We start from the raw sequence: 19,985 nt of genomic DNA, 5'->3' as shown, positions 1-19,985 counted from the left end.
GATCAAACGCTTGCCACGGGAATTGAATGACGTCGTGATGTCGTGCGTCGCCGCCCGAGACGCCGGGTGAAGTCCGACACCCGGCGAGCCTTGTTTGTTTCAGAGTCGATCGATTTGCTGCTTGGCGTAATCGGCGCCGCTGCCGCTGGGTACCAATTCCAGATAGGTGCCGAAGGCTTTTCGGGCGCAATCCTTTTCACCCGACTGGATGCAGGCGTCGCCCAGATTGCGGTAGGCCACCGCGCGAGAAGGGTCCATCTTGATCGTGTTCTCGAACCAGCGCGCGGCCTCTTTGTACTTCTGCTGCTTCAGGTAGATGAAGCCAAGGTTGTTCGCCGCCAACGCGAAGTCCGGCCGCTGTTTCAAGGCTTCGGTGAACTGCGCTTCGGCGGCGGCGTACTGTTGTTCGCGATACAGCTGAAGGCCGCGGTCATTGGCGCGCTGGGCGAGTTGCCGGGCGTTGGCCGCCACCGGTTTGGGCACGGCAAGTTTCGTCTCGTTGCCTTGCAGGTCTTTCACCGTGACCGGTGCCGAAGACGCCGCCGGCGTCGCCTCGGCCAGCTTCTGGTTCAGTGCAAGGGCTTCGCGCGGCAGTTGTTCGGTCGCGGGGCTGAGGAACTCGGTTTCGGGTTTGAGCTGGAACACGAATTCACCGCCCTGCGACCCGGGCAGGCTGCCGAAGGCTGGCGTCTGCTGCGAGATGCTTGCGACTGCAGGTGCAATGTAGGCGGCCAGCTCGGTGCCGGTGATGAAACCGTCGCCGTTCAGGTCTGCCTTGCCGGCGAGGCCTTGCAGCAGTGTCCACGTGAACACCGAATGCCCGTTCGGGCCGCCGTCGGCCACCAGTTGGTCCGCACCACCTGCGGTGAGCATCTGGCGGCCGATGCGGCGTGCGTTTTCCTTCAGGAAGGCGTTGTTGCCTCCGCCGCGAGTGAGGCCGAGGCCGCTGTAGCAGGCGTCCATCACGAACAGCACATGCTTGGCGGTGAGGCTCTCGGCGATGTTCTGGATCTCGGTCATCGGGATCGCGTCGGACGCCATCTGGGCGGGGTCTGAGTCCACCGGAATGATGTAGCCCAGATCGCGGCCGGAACTGAGTTTGCGCGTCGCGCCGTGACCAGCGAAAAAGACAAAGATGCGGTCATTCTTCTTCACGCCGCCGTGTGCAAGGCGATCATGGAAGGTGGAGAGGATCGCGTTGCGGGTCGCCTCGCCGTTCTTCAGGCTGAACACCCGTTCGCTGGCGAAGCCGAATTCGTCGATCAGGGCCTGGCGGATCGCATCGGCGTCGCGCGCGGCGTACTGCAGCTTGGGCCATTTGGCGTAGTTGTCGATGCCGACGACCACCGCCCAGGAATCCTCATAGCCGGTCGTTACCGTGGTCTTGTCTTCGGCGGGCGAGGGGGCGGCGGTCGACGCGCTGAAGCCCTTGCCATCCCACCCGGCGAAGCGGTAGCCCTCGGCGGTGAGCTGTTCGAGGATCTTCGGCAGCGCGGTGACGGTGCGCTCGTGGATGTCGTGGAACAGGATGATGCCGCGCCCCTCCTTGGCCACGCTCTTAAGCACGCGATCGGCGATGGAGTTGGGCACCGGATCAGCCCAGTCCAGCGAATCGATGTTCCACATGATCGATCTCAGCTTCAGTGCGGCCAGCTCGTTCATGGCCTCGCGGCTGCTCGCGCCGTAGGGGAAGCGGAAGAGGTGCGAGGGGCTCGGGTCGACGACCTTGAGCAACTGGTCGGTGCGGTTGATTTCCGCCTTGAGCGGATCGCCTGTTTCCTTCGACAACTGGGCGTGGCTGTAGCTGTGGTTGGCCAGCACGTAACCGGCATCCTTGAGTCGCTTGGCCACGTTGGCACGCGCGCCAAGTTGCGCCTTTCCGGAATCATTCACCGACCCGAGGTTGTTGCCGACCTCGAAGAAAACCGCCGGCGCGTTGTATTGCTTGAGGATCGCTGCGATCTCGTCGGTGTAGGCATTGTGCGGGCCATCGTCGAAGGTCAATACCAGCGTCTTGGGCGGAAGGTCGTAACCGAACACCGGCTTTTCCTGGTCGTCGTCGCCCGCCTTGGCGGCGGGGTAGGGCACGATCTGCCCGTAGTCCTTCATGATCTGCTCACGCGAGTACAGCTTCTTCAAGTGCGCGACGTAGTCGTCCCACTTCTCGCGCTTGAGGGTGATCGCGCGGGTCTCGAAACGGTCGAACACCTGACGCAGCTCCTTGTCGTACTGGTGCTCGATTTCCTGCATGGCGTCCAGGTCTTCGCCGACACGCTTGTGGAGTTTGATCGCGGGCAGCGTCGAGTCCTGCTGCAGGCTCAGTTCGAGCGCCTTGAGCAGTTCGCGGTAGGCGAGGCGGTCGGCATCGAAGAGCCCCTTGCCGGACTCGACCTGGGCGAGCAGCGCCTCAAAGGTTTCGAAGCGGCGCTCCTGGGCGGATGTGGTCAGCGCGGCGATGCGCGCTTCGAGCTTGGCGCGGTCTGCGAGGTTTTCGTGGAACAGCGCCTGCCCCACTTGATTGGCTGCGGCGCGCTCCGTGTCGCTCATCGCGCGCTCGTCGGCCAGCAACACGATCAGCTTGCGATAACGCTCCAGCAGCAGCTGCGCGCCGGGCAGCAGATCTTCGGCGGCAACGGTGCCTGCGGACGGTGCGCTCGTCGCGGTTGCCGCGGTGTTCGAGGCGGTGTTGGGCTTGCAGCCTGCCAGGAGGCCGGTGCAGAGCAGGAGCGTAGGCAGGATGGCAGGTACGAGGCGCATGGCGGATTTGACTGGAGAGCAAACCCGGCAGTCTACGACAGTCCAATGTCATTGGCTGCGCATTGTCGGGGTCCAGCTCTTCTCTGGTTCGTGCGGGGGGGGCTCGGTGGCCTCGTCATGTCGAAGCGAGCCGCACCCCAGTGCCTGCGGCGCCTGCGCCCCTAGCTCGCGTCGCTTGCCCGCTGCGGGGCGACCGCCGGGAACGTCAGCACGAAGGTCGCGCCGCCGAGCGGGTGATTGCTCGCTTCGATCTTGCCCCCGAGGATGCCGCGCGCCAGGTTGTGGCAGATGTAGAGCCCGAGGCCACTTCCACCAGCACCAAGCTGTGTCGTGAAGAAGGGGTCGAAGATGTGCGGCAGGTATTGCGTTTCGATGCCCTTGCCGTCGTCGCGCAACGTCAATTGCACCGTGCCATGCGAGACATGTGCGCCCAGTTCGATCAATCCGTCCTTGCGTCCTGCAAGGCCATGCAGCAACGCGTTCTGGATCAGGTTGGTGACGATCTGCTCGATCGCGCCGGGGTAGCTGTCGCAGGCAATCTGGGGGCCAATGCTTGATTCGATGCGTTGCCCGCTGTGCTTGAACAGTGGCACCAATGCGTGCAGCGTATCGTCGATGAGTGCGCCGAGGTCGAATTGCCGCCGCCGCATGCTGGTCTGATCGACCGCGACTTGCTTGAAGTCGTTGATCAGGCGACCGGCGCGCAAGCTGTTGTTTTCGATCAGCGACATGCCGGCGCCCAGGTCTTCGAGAAACTCGGTGAGCTTGCTGCGCGAGATGGAGCCTCCCTCGACCATTGCCTTCAGCTCACGCGCGCGCTCGGACATCGTGGATGAGGTCGTGACCACCATGCCCACCGGGGTGTTGAGCTCATGGGCGATGCCGGCGACAAGGCTGCCAAGCGCTGCGAGTTTCTCGCTCTGGACCAGCTGGTCCATTGCCTGCTTGAGCTCGAAAGTGCGTTGCGCCACGCGCGCTTCGAGGGTCTCGTTCAATTGCGTGAGATTGGCCAGCGCCTGAGCCAGCGATGCCTGCGTCGCGCGCTGCTCGGTTATATCGGTCGCAATTGCCGAGACGGCATAGATTTCGCTGGCTGCATTGCGCAGCGGGAAGCGTTCGCTCAGCCACACGCGTTCGCCCAGTTGTTCTTCAACGCGCAGGCTGCCTTCCGCTTGCGCTGCCGCGCGATCGGCCTGGTCGCGGGCTTGCGCGATAGGTGTCGGAAACAGGTCGATATCTTGCAAGCCAATGACCGCCTCGGTGCTGACGCCAAGTTGCTCGGCGAATTGCTGGTTGGCGAGCAGGTAGCGGCCGTCCATGGTCTTCATGGTGATCGCGGCCGGAGCGTGATCGATCAGCGCTTGCAGAAGGTGTGCGTTTTCCTTGATGGCGGCCTCGCGCTCCTCGATTGCGCAAAGCATCCGGTTGACGGCCATGCCCAGCGCGGCGATCTCGTCTGAGCCATGAGTGCTGACCCGTTGGCTGTAATCGCGCCGCTCGGTCACGCGCGCAGCCAGTTCAGCCAGATCGTGCACCGGGATCAACACCCGCCTGCGAAGTGCGACGACCAGCACCAGAATCAACACCGCTTCGGCGGCGATCACACTGAGCAGCAACAGGCCATATCGCGGCAGGCGTTCGGCCAGTGTCGGCAGCCGTTCTTCCAACAGCAACTGCCCGACGGACTGGTCCTGAACCATGACGGATTCGACGTGGCGGATCGAGCCAGCCCCCTGGGCCGGTTGCGGGCGTTTCGGGCATCGTGCGCCGGACGGGCTGTAATGCGCGAGCAGGGTCGCTTCCTCGGCGTACAGGCAGCCCAGCACAACCGCAGGTGCGGTGCGCAGCGTCTGCAGGTTCTCGGTGGCCGCGCGGGTGTCGTTGAAGGCAAGTGCGGCGGCGCTGTTGAGTGCGAGAATCTGTGCGCGGCCGCGCAAGTCCTGCAGCGCGCGGTCGCGGTAGGTCAATTGTTCGTAGCCAAGCAAAAGGGCGACATGGAGGATCAGCCCCAGCAGCAGTACGCCAACGCTCAAGCGGATCAGGCGTTGTTGCAGCTTCATGGCAGGGTGCCCTCAACATGCTCGGCGACGGCGAGCAGACGTGAGCTGACTTGCAGATGCGCCTGCCGTGCGTTGTCGAGATTTACCTCGAAGCGCAACGTGTTGTTCTGATACACGAGGTTGATCACACCGCCTTTTTGCAGGAAGCCCGGTTGTTCGCCTACGGTGAGCACGCTGCGATCCCGCGTGACTGACAGCCATTGGCGGGTCTGCGTGCTGTCGCGACCGAGGAAGAGCAGCGTGCAGCCTTCAATTTCCCCCGGGTCGAGCAGCCGCCTCACTGTTGCGCCGCTCCTGACCTGGTTGCGTTCGAGCCATTCGGCGATGTCGTCTGCGCCGACCAGGCAAAGTTGGTGTCCTGACGTTGCAGGCCACTGCACGTAACGGGTGAAATTGATCAGGTACGCCGCTTTCACCTGTGCTTCGCCGAGTGCCGCGTGGCCGTGCTGTGCGGCCAGTGCGACTGCCAGGCAAGCCAGGCGGGTGATGCGTCCCTGCAAGCGGTGGGGCCAGGCGCTAATCGATGCCCCCTATCCGCATGGTGTTGTGCGCCGTAGGCGATGCGTCTCGGGGCGCGATCGGCGATCCGTTAGAACTCATGCCGATATCCCACTGCGATTGCGGGCGCCTCAGCGCGGTAGTTGGTGCCGTTGAGCAGGTAGAGGCGCTTGTTGTAGCGATGGTCCACCCAGCCAAGCGCGTTGTAGGCGTTGAAGCTGAACGTGTCGCGCTGCGTCATCTGGTACTGCGCGCCGAAGTCCAGGAACACGGCTTCCTGGAAGCTGTCGGTGTAACCCGGATCGGACAGGGAGGATGTTGATGGTGAGCCTGGATGAAATGCGTCGTTGATGGCTTGCGTGACTGCCTGTGCGCCCGGGTAGCCCCAGAACACGCGCAGCGCCCCGCTCAGACGCCACTGCGGGGCGTATTGCCAGGTCGCTGCGATCTTGGTGATCTGGTTGCTCCAGTTATTCAGATCATTGCCATAGCCGAGATAGGCCGCCGAAAGGCGCGTGACCACACCGGGTTCCGCATTGAACTCAAGCAAGCGCGTCGACGCGTGCGAAGCCGAGAGCCGCCACGCCGCCGTCTTGTAGCTGAGTTCGAATTCAGCGCCGGTGTAGTTGAAGTCGGCGATGCGGGTCGAGCGCAGGCTTGCGGTGTTGATGCCAATCACCTGCACCTGGTTGTAGAACATCGAGACGTCAAGGCGTAGCGCGGGCGTCAGGGTTCGTTGATAGATCAGTTCGATGCCCTGCAGGATTTCGGGTTCCGACGTTTGCCCGGCGCGGTGCTGTTTGAACAGTTCCTCTGCGTTGTTCTTGCGCACCGAGCGGCTCAACACCGACTTGAACGTGTCGCGTTCGTTCGGCGCATACACAACAGACCAGCGCGGCGACCACATGGCTTGCGTGTATTCGTCCTTGTCCACGCGAAGGCCCAGGAAATTGGTGAGCGTGTCGGTGGCTTGCCACTGGTGTTCGCCAAACAGACCAAATGCGCTGGTGCTCCACTGGGGCGTGTTGGGGCCAATCGCGGCTGAGTATGGCGGCACATCGCCATAGCCGGGGCTCGGCAGTCCGTAGCGCGAATAGACGTATTCGGCTCCGGCGGCAAATGCCTGGGTATCGCCCGCCTTGCCGCGCAGCGTGCCGCGCAAGGTGTAGTGATCCTCGCGGTGGTTCTCGCTTGGTGTCCAGGGCGGTGCGATGCGGGTGATGGTGCGTTCGTAAGTGAAGCTGTCGTAGCCCCCCTTGAGTTCGAGCGACAGATCGCGCCCCAGTGCCCAGCGGTTCGACAGATCGAGCACCAGCTGGCGGTAACCCACACCCTGGATCGGGAAGCTTGCCTGTGGGCTGCCCGGCGCGCCGAATCCCACCGGTGGCAGGCCGAAGATCTTGTGCTCCCAGGTCAGTTCTTCGCCGCCTTGGGTGTAGCGCAGCCAGGCGCGGAAGTCGTCCAGTTCGTAGTCGGCGTGGAACTTCATGCGCGGCTTGCCTCGGAAGGCGGCATGGTTGTCCGGCACCTCGAACGGCGTGGGCTCACCGGCATGCACGGTCTGGCCCCAGGTGGTCTGAAAGGTATTGCCATAGACCATCGGGGCGTCGGACTGGTCGGCGCCCTGGTAGGCCGCCATGCCGGCATACAGCAGCAAGCCATGCCGCGCGCCGAAGCTCAGGCTCTTCTTGAACTCCAGGCTCTCGAATTGCTCGACGGCCCCTAGTTTGAGCGTGGCCGCGTCACCGCTGTTGTCGGTGGCCGATTCGGTCTGGATGTTGATGACCATCGACACAGCACCGGGGCCGTAGATCACCGAGCCGGGGCCGCGCACGACGTCGATGTGGTGGATGTCGTCGAGCATCGGCAGATCCCGTTCGCTCATCGCACCGTAGTGCGTCAGCTCGTTCAGGACTCGGCCGTTGAGGACGATCAGGTATTTGTCGTCGCGGTCACCGATGATCGCGCGCATGCCCATGTGGGGCGCTTCCCAGTGGTGCGGGAGGTAGTGAAAGTTCGGGACGTAGGTTTCGAGCAGGTCGAAAAGACTGCGTGCCGCGCTGTCGCGGATCATCGAGCGGTCGATCACGGTGACCGAAGCCGGCTGGCGGCGGGCGGTCGTTGGCGTCATCGTGGCGCTCGGCGCCAGCGTGATTTCGCCGAGCCGCGCCAGATCCATGTCGAGCAACGTATCGTCTGCCGTCTGCGCTGAAACCGATGCACAGGTCAGAGCGATCAGCAAACCGCTGCTGTACCTGACCGTGTTCTTCTTCATGTTGCTCCCTCGCGCTGGCATGAACGATCGTCGCAGAGGGCGCTGAATTAGGGGGCTGCAAACGCAGGGGTCGCGCCCTGCGCCCCCATCCTTCAGTTACGGCATCGATGGTCGCGGGCTTGAACAGGACGCGGTCGACCGTGCCCTTGTGGGGGCTCAGCAGTGCGTCGCACACGCAATACTGAAATTGTCTGTTGAGGCAGTCGAGTTTCTCGGGTTCATGCGCCCGACAAATCCACCAAAAAACGGCAGTTCCGTTGATTTTGTTAAATCTGTTCCGGGCCAGGACTCTGCGGGGTGTGTGCCCCTTAAGTTCATGTTTTCGAAGCCGTTAAGAGCCGTACGGAACGAAGCGAGAGGGGAAGCCCTCCGCACTATAAAGATCTATCGGAGGGCAGGTCCTGACCAGGGCTCGCCCTCCCGGAGTGCTTGCCATGAGCGTAACCGCGATCATCAACGGGATCACCGTCAGTCCGATCGAGAGCATTGTCGGGTCGACTGATACCGATACCGTAACCCTGCTGACTGGCGGGACGCTGGCCATCGGCGCAGTGGAGTCGCTGACCGGGACCGGCGCGGTCGAGACCGTGACCTTGCTGAGCGCGGGCGACATGGTGGTCGATGCCATCGACTCGCTGCTCGGCTCCAACGCCACCGATACGATTACGCTGGCCAGCGCAAGCACGATCGCGATCAGCAGCGTCGAGAGCCTGGTCGGCAGCACCGATACCGACACGGTGACGATGCTGGCTGCGGGCAGCATGCTGGTGAGTGCGGTCGAGACGCTGATCGGCTCGACCGGAACGGACACTGTCACCATCGACGCTGGCGGGCTCTCGATCAGCGTGTCCGCGGTCGATACGTTGATCGGCTCCACGGACGCCGATACCGTCACGCTGCTGGCTGGTGGGGCGGTCGCCATTTCCGATATCGACAGCCTGACCGGCTCAACCGACGTCGACACCATCACGCTCCTGGCGGCGTCCGATGTCGCGATCGCCAATGTCGAGTCGCTGATCTCCACTGCAGGTGGCGACACCGTGACCCTGCTGGCGGCCAGCAACCTGGTGGTGTCGGGGTCGATCGACAGCCTCGTCGGCTCCGGCGGCACGGATACGGTGACTTTCCTGGATCAGGCCGATGTGTCGGTGTCTGCAGTCGAGACCGTCATCGGCTCGACGGACTCGGATACCGTGACGCTGCTCGCCAACGGTTCGCTATCTGTGTCGGGCGTCGAGAATCTGGTCGCGACCACCGATACCGACACGGTGACGCTGCTCGATGCAGCGGTGATGACCGTCAGCGATGTGGATACCCTGATCGGTTCCACCGGTACGGACACCGTGACGCTCGCCGCCGGTGGGGCGACGATCGCAGTTTCCGGCATCGAGTCGCTGCTGACCTCCGGTTCCGGTGACACGGTAACGCTGCTGGCGGCGGGTTCGATCGCCCTGGACGGCGGTATCGGGAGCCTGCTTGGCTCGGGCGGTGCCGATACAGTGACGCTGCTGTCGGCGGCCGACCTCGCATTGAGTGCCGTCGAGACGGTGATCGGCTCAGCCGGTGCTGACACCCTGACGCTGCTGGCCAGCGGCTCGATTGCCTTGTCGGCAGTCGAGTCCATCGTCGGCACCACGGACACAGACACGGTTTCGCTGCTGGCGGGCAGCAGCCTGACGGTCAGCGACGTGGATACCGTGCTCGGTTCGACGGGCACCGATACGGTGACGATCGTTGCGGGCGGCCTCGCCATCGCGGCATCCGGCGTCGAAACCGTGCTCGGCTCGACCGATGTCGAAACCCTGACGCTGCTTGCTGCTGGCAGCAGCGCGCTGTCCGATGTGGAAAGTGTCATCGGCAGTGGTGGCGTCGATACGGTGACGCTGCTCGCGGCTTCCGACATCGTGGTGGGGGGCGTCGAGTCGCTGGTGTCCAGTGCCGGTGGCGATACCGTCACCTTGCTGTCCGCAAGCTCGCTGGTTCTCTCCGGCAACGTCGATAGCGTCATCGGCAGTGCCGGCGTCGATACCCTGACCTTCCTCGACCAGGCCGAGGTCGCGATCTCGGATGTGCAGACGGTCATCGGCTCGACCGATAGCGACACGATTACGCTGCTTGCGGCGGGGGCCCTGTCGGTCTCAAGTGTCGAGGATCTGGTCGGAACGACCGATGTCGACACGGTCACCCTGCTCGATGGCGTCGCGATCCAGGTGAGTGACGTCGATTCGCTGATCGGCTCGTCCGGCACCGACACCGTCACGCTGGCGGCGGGCGGTGCGACGATTGCCGTTCAGGGCATCGAATCGCTGCTGAGCGCAGGCTCGGGCGACACGGTTACGCTCCTTTCTGCCTCGAACATTGCGATCGACGGCAACATTGCGAGCCTGACCGGCGCGGCGGGCGCCGATACGGTGACGCTGCTCTCGGCCGCCGATCTCGCGATCAGCGCGGTCGAATCGGTGATCGGTTCGGCGGGCACGGACACGCTGACGCTGATGGCAGCGGGTCATGTGCGGGTGTCCGGCATTGAATCGATCGTTGCGACTGCCGGGGTCGAGACGGTGACGCTGCTGGCGGCCGGATCGCTCTGGGTCAGCGATGTCGATACGGTGATCGGTTCGACCAGCACCGACACCGTCACGCTGGCGGACGGCGGGGCCACGATCTCGGTTACGCGGGTTGAGACCCTGATCGGCTCGACCGACACCGATACCGTCACGATGATTTCCGGTGGTGCCTTTGCCGTATCGGGGATTGACAGCCTGATTGGCTCTGCCGATGCCGACGTAGTGACGGTTCTGGATGCCGCAAGCGTTGCGGTGGATGCAGTCGAGAGCGTGCTCGGTGCGAACGCGAGCGACACCATCACGCTGACGCTGCTCAACGCGAACCATGTTCGTGTGCTGCAGGTGGACTCCGTGATCGGGACCACCGATGGAGACACGGTCACGCTGCTCGCGGCAAGCGACATCACCTTGTCGGATATCGACGTCGTGATCGGGTCGGCCGGTACGGATACCGTCACACTCGATAACGCGATCGCGCTGGCGGTGTCGGGCATCGAGTCCCTCGTCGGCACCACCGACGTCGAGACTGTGACCCTGCTTGCGGGGGGCAGCCTTGCAATCGACGACATCGAGTCCGTCCTCGGTTCGACCGATGTGGATGTCCTCACGATGATCTCCGGCGGGGCGCTTGCGACCCAGTCGGTCGAAACCGTCATCGGCACGGGTGGTACCGATACCCTGACGATCCTCTCAGGTGGCACTGTCGCGGTGACGGCAGTGGAATCTGTCATCGGCTCCGCAGGTGCTGACGCCGTGACCTTGCTGGAGGCGGCGACGCTGGTCGTTTCGGCGATCGACAGCGTTATCGGCACGACCGGGACCGACACCGTGACGATGGCCGCCGCCGGAAGCCTGCGCGTCCAGGACGTCGAGTCGGTTCTCGGTACCACCGGCACCGACACCCTGACCCTGCTGACGGCTGGGCAGGTCTCCACTTCGTCAATCGAAACCCTGATCGGCTCCGCTGGCCAGGACCGGATCACCTTGCTGGCCGCAGGTGCAGTGCGCGTCTCCTCGATCGAGACGCTGATCGGTACCGCCGGCACCGAAACGGTGACGATGCTCGCCGGTGGCGCGATGCGGATTTCGGCCATCGAATCGGTGATCGGCTCCTCCGGCACTGATACGCTGACCCTGCTGACGGCAGCCTCGCTGACGGTGTCGAGTGTTGAACTCGTCGTCGGTTCGGCCGGGACGGATACCGTCACGATGCTCAGCGCCGGCAGTATCAAGACCAGCGGCGTCGAGTCGGTGATCGGTTCGTCCGGTGACGATGCCTTGTCGCTCTTCGGCGCAAGCACGGTTGCCATCTCCGCGATCGAGAGCCTGACTGGTTCGACCAGCACCGATACCGTGACCTTGCTGGCGGCCACAGACCTTTACGCCTCCGCGGTCGATACGCTGATCGGCTCTGCGGGCATCGATACGATGAACCTGCTTGTCAGCGCGAGCGTCGCGGTATCCGCGGTGGAGAGCGTGGTCGGCGGTTCGGGCGTCGATACCCTGACCCTGCTTGCCGCAGGTAGCGTCACGGTCGCCAAGGTCGAAAGCGTCCTTGGCACGACCGACGTCGAGACCCTGACCCTGATGGGTGGTGGCGCCGTTGCGGTGTCGGACATCGAAAGCCTGATTGGCGGCGCTGGCGCCGACACGGTGACGCTGCTTGCAGCCGATAGCGTGGCGATCAGTGGCGTCGAACGCCTTGTCGGTACCACGGGGACCGACACCGTTACCATGCTGGCTGCCGGCTCGCTGTCGGTGGCCAAGGTTGAATCCCTGCTGGGCTCCACCGGAACTGATACGCTGACGCTGACCGAGGCGGGCTCCATCGCGCTCTCCAGCGTCGAATCGGTCCTCGGTACGACCGGCGTCGATACCGTGACCCTGATCGGAGGCTCCGGTACGGTCGTGATGTCGGCGATCGACAGCGTGATCGGCACGGGCGGCACCGATGTCGTGCAGTTGATGTCGGGTGGTGCGGTGCGTGTGTCGGCGGTCGAGAGCATCATCGGCACGACCGATGCCGAGACGCTCGTGCTGCTGGCGGCGGGCTCGGTCGCCGTGTCGCAGATCGACTCTGTGATCGGTACCGCTGGAACCGAAACCATCACGCTGCTGGCGGCGGGTGCGCTCGCGGTATCCGGCGTTGAATCGATCATCGGTACGACTGGTGTCGAGACCCTGACGTTGCTCAGCGCAGCGGCTGTGGCACTTTCCGATGTTGATAGCGTGATCGGCACATCCGGCACCGAGACGGTGACCCTGCTCAACGCCGGTCGCGTGGTGATGGTTGGCATTGAATCGGTCGTCGGCTCTGCCGGCGCCGATACGGTCGTGTTGCAGTCCGCCACGAACCTGCGTGCCTCTGCGGTCGAGAGCGTGATCGGTTCGGGCGGCGTCGATACCGTGACCTTGCTGTCGGCATCCAGCATCGTCGTGTCCAGCGTGGAATCGATTGTCGGCAGCGCCGGTACGGATACCGTGACGGCCCTGATCGGCGGCACCCTTCGAGTCAGCAGTGTCGAATCGGTGCTGGGTTCGACTGGCACCGATACCTTGGTGCTGCTGGCCGCCGGTGACATCGCGGTGTCCTCGATCGAGAGCATCGTCGGTACGACCGGTACCGAGACAGTGACCTTGCTTGGTGGTGGGACCATCGCGGCTCAGGGGGTCGAATCCTTCATCGGTTCGACCGCGAGCGACTCGGTCATGCTGCTGACCGCCGGCACCTATTCCGCGTCGGCCATCGACTCGATCGTCGGCACCAGCGGTACCGAGGTGCTGAACCTTCTCGATGCTGCCAGCGTTGCCGTTGGCAACATCGAAACCGTGCTTGGTGGCACTGGCGTTGATACGGTCACCATGCTGTCCTCCGGGGCGCTGCGCGTCAGCGGGGTGGAGAGCGTCATCGGTACGGCGGGGGTCGATGTAGTGACCCTGGCTGCCGCGGCCCAGATCCGCATCAGCGGCGTCGAAACCCTGATCGGAACGACTGGAACGGATACGGTCGTACTGACGGCGGCCGGCGCCTTGCGGGTCTCTGCGGTGGAATCGATTCTCGGCACCACCGGGACGGACGCCGTCACCCTGCTCAACGCGGCATCGGTTTATGTCAGCGCGGTGGAAAGTGTGGTGGGTACGTCCGGCACGGATACGGTGACCTTGCTGGCGGCGGGTAGCCTGTATGTGAACGGCGTTGAAACCGTGGTCGGGACTGCAGGTACCGACACAGTGAATATGGTGTCCGCGGGTTCCATCCGCGTGACGGGTATCGAGACGGTCCTCGGCACGACCGGAACCGACGTCGTGGTGATGCTTGCCGGTGGCAACCTGGCGGTTTCCGCAGTCGAATCGGTGCTCGGGACCACGGATACGGAAACCCTGACGCTGCTTGCAGCGTCGTCGGTGCGGGTGTCCGATATCGAGAGCATCATCGGCACGACGGGCGTGGATACCGTCTCGCTGCTCGCGGCGGACTCGGTCGTCGTGTCCGCAGTCGACTATGTGGTGGGTTCGTCGGGCACTGACACGCTGACCTTGCTGTCGGCTGGCGCGATCTCGGTGGGGGCGATCGAATCCGTGATCGGCTCGACGGGGGCTGATATCGTGACCATGGCAACAGCGGGCACGATGATGATTACCGCGGTGGAGTCGGTGATCGGCAGCTCGGGCACGGATCGCATCACCTTGCTTGCGGCCGCTTCGCTTGCCGTCTCGGGGATCGAGTCGGTGACCGGTACGACGGACGTTGACACGGTTACCCTGCTGGCCGCTGGCGGCATTGCGCTGTCCGGCGTCGAGAGCGTGATCGGCACCACCGGGACCGACGTCGCGACGCTTCTGGTGGCAAGTGACCTCAAGGTCTCGGGCGTGGAGTCGGTGATCGGTTCCACCGGAAGCGACACCGTGAGCCTGCTCGGTGCAGCCAGCCTGGCGGTGTCGAACGTCGAGACAGTGCTTGGCACGACCGGGGTTGATACGGTGACGCTGTTGGCTGGCGCTTCGGTTGCATTGAGTGGCGTGGAATCAGTCATCGGTTCGTCGGCGGTCGATACCGTGACCCTGCTGGTCGGTACGCACCTGCGTGCAGGCGGTGTGGAGTCCGTTCTTGGTTCGACGGCGACCGACACCCTGACATTGCTCGGCGCACGCTGGGTCAGGATCTCCAGCATCGAGTCGGTGATCGGGAGTACCGCGACCGACACGGTGACCTTGCTGGCGGCCGGCACAACGCGACTCTCGGCTGTCGAGAGCGTGGTCGGCACCACCGGCACCGATACCGTCGTCCTGTTGGCTGCGACCAACCTGAACGCGTCGGGCATCGAGTCGGTGATCGGTAGCGCAGGCAGCGATACGCTGACCCTGCTGGCTGCGGGCAGCACCTACGTTTCCGCGATCGAGAGCGTCATCGGCACCAGCGGGACTGACACACTGACCCTGCTGGCCGCAGGTAGCCTGGCCATTTCCGGTCTAGAGACGGTGATCGGAACCGCCGGCGTCGAGACCCTGACCCTGCTCAACGCGATGAACCTGAAGATCTCGGGCGTCGAGTCCGTGATCGGGTCTTCGTCCTCGGATACGGTGACGCTGCTGGTCGGCGGTGCGCTTGCAGTGAGTGGAGTCGAGAGCGTGCTGGGCAGCACCGACACGGACACCGTGACGCTGCTGGCAGCCGGCAACCTGCGCATCTCTGGCGTCGAGTCGGTGATCGGCAGCGCCGGTACCGATACGGTGTTGATGATGAGCGCGGCGGCGCTGGCGGTCAGCGGCGTGGAATCCGTCGTCGGCACATCCGGTGTCGAGACGCTGACCCTGCTGTCGGCGGCCAATGTGCGGATCGCCGCTATCGAGAGCGTGATCGGGACAACGGGGGTCGACACCCTGACGCTGCTGTCGGGCGCGAACCTGCGGATTTCCGCGATCGAGTCGGTGGTCGGCTCCACCGCCACCGACACGGTGACCCTGCTTGCCGCCACCCACCTTCGTGAAAACGGGGTGGAGTCGGTGATCGGCTCGGCGGGTGTCGATACGGTGACCCTGCTTGCGTCGGCGAGCCTTCGCGCGTCCGGTGTGGAGACCGTGCTCGGCACGACTGGTGTTGATACCGTGACCTTGCTGTCGGCGTCGAGCATCAGCTTCAGCGGGATCGAGTCGGTCGTCGGTACGAGCGGTGTCGATACAGTGAGCTTGCTCGCGGCGGCGAACCTTTACGCGAGCGCCATCGATTCCGTGATCGGCAGTACCGGCACTGACACGCTGACATTGCTTGCCGCGACCGGCAACGTGAACATCAGCGGCATCGAGAACGTCGTCGGCACATCCTCCTCCGACACGGTGACCTTGCTGGCGGCAGGCAGCGTGCGGCTGTCGACCATCGAGAGCGTGTTGGGATCGGCCGGGGTAGACACGATTTCCCTGCTGGGCGCGACGAACCTTCGTGCGTCCGGTATCGAGACCGTCATCGGCTCGACCGGTAGCGACGCGGTGACCCTGCTTGCTGCGGGCGCGCTCGCCTTGTCCGGCGTGGAGAGCCTGGTCGGCACCACAGGTACCGACACGGTCACACTCCTTGCCGCGACGCAACTGCGCGCGGCATCGGTCGATAGCGTGATCGGTTCGGCCGGCGTCGATACGCTGCAACTGTTGAACGCAGGCAGCGTGTACATCGGTGGCACGGAGTCGGTGCTGGGCAGTTCCGGCACCGACACGATCACGCTGCTCACTGCTGGGCAGGTGCGGATCAGCGGCGTCGAGAGCTTCATCGGTACCGCGGGCATCGATACGGTGAACATGATGGCGGCCGGTGTCCTGCACGTCAGCGGTGTGGATACGCTGATCGGCTCGGTCGGCACCGATACGGTGACGATGCTGTCGGCTGGCAGCATGCTGGTCTCTGGCGTCGAGAGCGTGATCGGCTCGGCGGGCACGGATACCCTGACGTTCAGCGTTGCGACGACGATCCGCCTCTCCGGTATCGAATCGGTGATCGGCAGCACGGGCACTGACAGCATCACGATGCTCGCCGCCGACCACCTGCGCCTGTCGGGCGTCGAGACTGTCATCGGTACGGCTGGCGTCGAAACGGTGACCATGCTCTCGGCGTCAAGCCTGCGCACTTCGGCCATCGACTCGATCATCGGTTCTACCGGCACCGACACGATCACCCTGCTGGCGGGCGGCACGGTCAACGTGACGGCCATCGAGTCGGTGATCGGCAGCTCGGGCGTCGATACGGTCACGTTGCTTGCTGCGACCGACCTCAAGACGATGTCGGTCGAGACGGTGATCGGTTCCGGCAGCACCGATACGGTGACGCTGCTTGCCGCTGGCACGCTGGCTGTCTCCTCGGTCGAGACCGTGGTGGGTACGACCGGTGTCGATACGATCACGGTTCTCGGCTCGGTCGGGTCCACGATCATCGGCAAGGGCGGGGCGGACGTTCTCAAGGGCGGAACGGGCAGCGATCTCTTCGTCTATACCGCCATTGCGGATTCGGCGGTGGGCGAAGCCGATACGATCTCGAACTTCCAGTCCGACGGAACCGATACGCTGGTCTTCCAGGGGCTGCTGTCCGGGGCGTTCGACTTCATCGGGGGCGGCACCGTTGCCTTCAGTGGTGGCGGCTACACCGAGGCCCGCTTCAATGACACAACGAAGGTGCTTGAGATCGACCTTGACGGCAACCAGACGGTCGATATGCAGATCAAGCTCACCGGCGTGTCGCTGTCGAGTCTGGATCAGAGTGATTTCCTCTGGAGTTGAGTCAGTTCCGCTTTCCTAGCACACTCCAAGGGCTGCCTCCGGCAGCCCTTTTTTCATGCTTGCAGGGGATGCGATGGATGGCGTGACCGACCTGTGGCGGGCCGTGCAGGAGCGGCGATTCGAAGTGGCCGAGGCAGGGGCGCGAGACCGGCTGCTTGCCGATCCAGGCGAGAGCGATGCGTGGTTCATGCTCGCGATCTGCCTTCGCGCCCGGAGCGCAATCCCCGAAGCCGAGGCGTGTTTTCGTCGTGCGATGGCGCTGCAGCCGGATCGTGCCGACATCTATGTGAACCTCGCCCATCTCCTGAAGTCCGCCGGGCGCACCCAAGAGGCTATCGATCACTACCGCGAGGCGCTGAGCCGGGCGCCGGCGGCGTTGCCCTTGCGTGTCGCACTCTGCGAAGCGCTCATCGATGCCCGCCGTTGCGACGAGGCGCTTTCCGCCGCAGGCGCAGAGACCACGGTGGACCCCGCCGAACTCTGGCAGATGCGGGGCAACGCCCATTTTGTCGCGGGGCGCCCGCAGCAGGCCGAGGCGGCCTACGCACGCGCCCTGCAAGTGCAGCCCCAGCACCCGGCGGTGCTTTACAACAGCGCACTGGCGTGCGAACGCTGCGGTCGGCGTGATCTGGCGATTGCACGCCTCCGGCAGCTGGTCGGGCTCGCGCCGGAAACGCTGAATGCGCAGATCAAACTGGGCGATCTGCTCAAGGAGGAGGGCCACCACGAGGAGGCGGAACAAGCCTATCGCTCCGCGCTGAACTTGCGAGCGACCGTGCCCGAGGTCCAGAACAATCTTGGCGCACTGCTGTCGCGAACCGGCCGCTGGCGCGAGGCCGTCGGCTGCTACCTGCAGGCGCGCGCGCAGGGCTTGGCGAATCCGGTGCTGTTCCTCAATCTCGGCAACGCCTATCACGCCTTGCGGCAGCTCGATGAGGCGCTCGCTGCCTATCGGGAGGGGCTGGATCGCTACCCCGACGATATCGCTTTGCTGACCGAGGCGATCCACGTGCAGCAGAAGCTCTGCGACTGGCGCGGCATGGATCGTCTGCGCGAGCGTCTGCTCGAACCTGCCTTGCGCTGGCAAGGGGCCGGCAGCCCGCCGTCGCCGTTCGTGTTCACCGCCTTGCCGGTGGATGCGACGCCAGCGGAGCAGCAGGTGATTGCCCGACGCTACGCAGACTGGATTGGCGCCGCCGTGCCGGCGCCGCTCCCTCCGAGGGGTGAGCGCCGGGCGGGGCGCCTTCGCATCGGCTATGTTTCGGCCGACTATCACAACCATGCCACCGCCCATCTCATGCTCGGCCTGTTCAGCCGGCATGACCGCGCGCGCGTCGAAGTGATCGGCTTCTCCTACGGGCACGACGATGGCAGCCACTATCGCCGCCGGATCGTCGAGGACTGCGACGCATTCCACGATCTCTCCGCGCTTTCAGACCGGGAGGCGGCGCTCGCGATCCGCGCATGCGACATCGACATCGTGGTTGACCTGAAGGGCTATACCGGCAGCGCCCGGCCCGCGATCTTCGCGTGGCGCCCTGCGCCGATCCAGGTGCAGTGGCTGGGTTACCCCGGAACACTTGGTGCTCCCTGGTTCGACTACATCATCGCCGACCGCGTCGTGATTCCTGACGAGGCACTTGCGGACTACAGCGAGCAGGTTGTGTGGATGCCCGGCAGCTATCAGGTCAACGATTCGGAGCAGCCGATGGCAGCGTCGCCGACGCGGGCCGAGTGCGGCTTGCCGGAGGGCGCCTTCGTCTTTTGCTGCTTCAATTCGCCCTACAAGATCGATGCCCGCATCTTCGCGATCTGGATGGACCTCCTGCGACAGACGCCAGGTAGCGTCTTGTGGCTCTATGCCGGCAACCCGACGGCCATCGCCAATCTCCGCCGGGAGGCCGAGGCGCAGGGGGTTTCCGGCTCCCGTCTCGTCTTCGCGCCGCCGCTGCCGAAGGCTGAGCATCTGGCGCGCCATGTCCATGCCGATCTGTTTCTCGATACGCTTTACTACAACGCGCACACGACCGGCAGTGATGCGCTTTGGGCCGGCGTGCCCGTCATCACCGTGCCGGGGGCTACCTTTGCGGCGCGCGTTGGTGCGAGTCTGGCGCATGCGCTGGGCATGCCGGAACTGATCACGCCGGATCTCGATAGCTATCGGGCGCTTGCGCTGCAATTCGCCCACGAGCCCGCGCGCCTGCAGGCCATGCGCGATCGCGTTCAGACCCTGCGTTCCCGATGCAGCCTGTTCGACACCGCCAGTTTTGCCCGGGCGCTCGACGCGGCCTACGGGGAGATGTGGTTGCGGCACGAGCGGGGCGAGCTGCCCTCTCTGCTCGACGTGGCCGCGCTGGCAGGTCTGGCCGCATAGTTCCGACACCCCACCATGACGTCATCGCCCATGAACGACACCAGTGCGCGCCTGAGACTCAACCTTGGCTGCGGGCATCGCAAGCTGCCCGGCTTCCTGAACGTCGACAAGTACCCGGCGTGCGAACCCGATGCGGTCGTCGATCTCGAGCAGTTCCCATGGCCCTGGGGAGATGACTCCGTCGCGGAGGTCCAGTTGCTGCATGTGCTGGAGCATCTCGGGGCCGCCCCCGATGTCTACCTCGGACTGATGCGGGAACTCTGGCGGGTCTGCTGCGACGGGGCCGCCGTGCACATCGTGGTGCCCCATCCGCGGCATGACAGCTTCCTGAACGATCCGACGCATGTGCGCGCCGTGACCGGCGACGGCCTGCTGATGTTCAGCCAGAAGGCCAATCGTCGGTGGGTGGAACAGGGGGCCGCGAATACACCGCTTGGCCTGTATCTCGGAATCGATTTCGATCTTGTGTCGACGGAGATCGACCTTGACCCCTGGTGGCAACGGCGCTTGCAGGCCGGGGAGGTGGATCGTGAAGGAGTGTTCGAGGCGGCGCGACGTGAAAACAACGTCATCCGTCAGTCGAAGTTTGTGCTCATCGCCAGGAAGGGCGACCGCGAAACGGAGGAATGAGGCCATTGTGTCGCGCTATTTGCCGTACCGGAGCTGACACCCTTCGCTAAACTCGGCAGCGT

General features: G+C 64.4%; 7 protein-coding genes. 3 read left to right on the top strand and 4 right to left on the bottom strand.

Features of this window, described 5'->3' with window-relative positions:
• Positions 1-99: 99 nt before the first annotated feature.
• From GGR36_RS19650 to GGR36_RS19635, 4 genes are all read right to left on the bottom strand, one after another.
• Complete coding sequence (locus GGR36_RS19650) at positions 100-2,757, bottom strand: polysaccharide deacetylase family protein (RefSeq protein WP_183637456.1); 2,658 nt, start codon at positions 2,755-2,757, stop codon at positions 100-102.
• 161 nt (positions 2,758-2,918) lie between these two features.
• Complete coding sequence (locus GGR36_RS19645) at positions 2,919-4,817, bottom strand: ATP-binding protein (protein ID WP_183637442.1); 1,899 nt, start codon at positions 4,815-4,817, stop codon at positions 2,919-2,921.
• Positions 4,814-5,317 (bottom strand): YfiR family protein, encoded by a 504-nt coding sequence (locus GGR36_RS19640; RefSeq protein WP_183637424.1) that lies wholly within the window; start codon positions 5,315-5,317, stop codon positions 4,814-4,816. Before GGR36_RS19640 ends, GGR36_RS19645 begins: the two co-directional genes overlap by 4 nt.
• 89 nt (positions 5,318-5,406) lie before the next feature.
• Positions 5,407-7,590: a TonB-dependent receptor plug domain-containing protein gene (locus GGR36_RS19635; RefSeq protein ID WP_183637421.1), complete on the bottom strand. Its 2,184-nt coding sequence runs from the start codon at positions 7,588-7,590 to the stop codon at positions 5,407-5,409.
• A 434-nt stretch (positions 7,591-8,024) separates the two neighbouring features.
• Between GGR36_RS19635 and GGR36_RS19630 the strand changes: the two genes are divergently transcribed.
• From GGR36_RS19630 to GGR36_RS19620, 3 genes are read left to right on the top strand one after another with little or no spacing between them, the layout of a single operon-like run.
• The gene (locus tag GGR36_RS19630) at positions 8,025-16,919 is read left to right on the top strand and encodes a beta strand repeat-containing protein (RefSeq protein ID WP_183637418.1); all 8,895 of its coding nucleotides are present in this window, start codon (positions 8,025-8,027) and stop codon (positions 16,917-16,919) included.
• Positions 16,920-16,974: 55 nt separating this feature from the next.
• Positions 16,975-19,293 carry a tetratricopeptide repeat protein gene (locus GGR36_RS19625; RefSeq protein WP_183637414.1) on the top strand — a complete coding sequence of 773 codons (2,319 nt, stop codon included), beginning with the start codon at positions 16,975-16,977 and terminating at the stop codon, positions 19,291-19,293.
• A 30-nt stretch (positions 19,294-19,323) separates the two neighbouring features.
• Positions 19,324-19,923 carry a class I SAM-dependent methyltransferase gene (locus GGR36_RS19620; RefSeq protein ID WP_183637411.1) on the top strand — a complete coding sequence of 200 codons (600 nt, stop codon included), beginning with the start codon at positions 19,324-19,326 and terminating at the stop codon, positions 19,921-19,923.
• The last annotated feature ends 62 nt before the right edge of the window (positions 19,924-19,985 follow it).

The sequence above is a fragment of the Niveibacterium umoris genome, assembly GCF_014197015.1.
In the GTDB taxonomy this organism is placed as follows: domain Bacteria; phylum Pseudomonadota; class Gammaproteobacteria; order Burkholderiales; family Rhodocyclaceae; genus Niveibacterium; species Niveibacterium umoris.
This window is presented reverse-complemented; position numbering and strand designations above follow the sequence as displayed.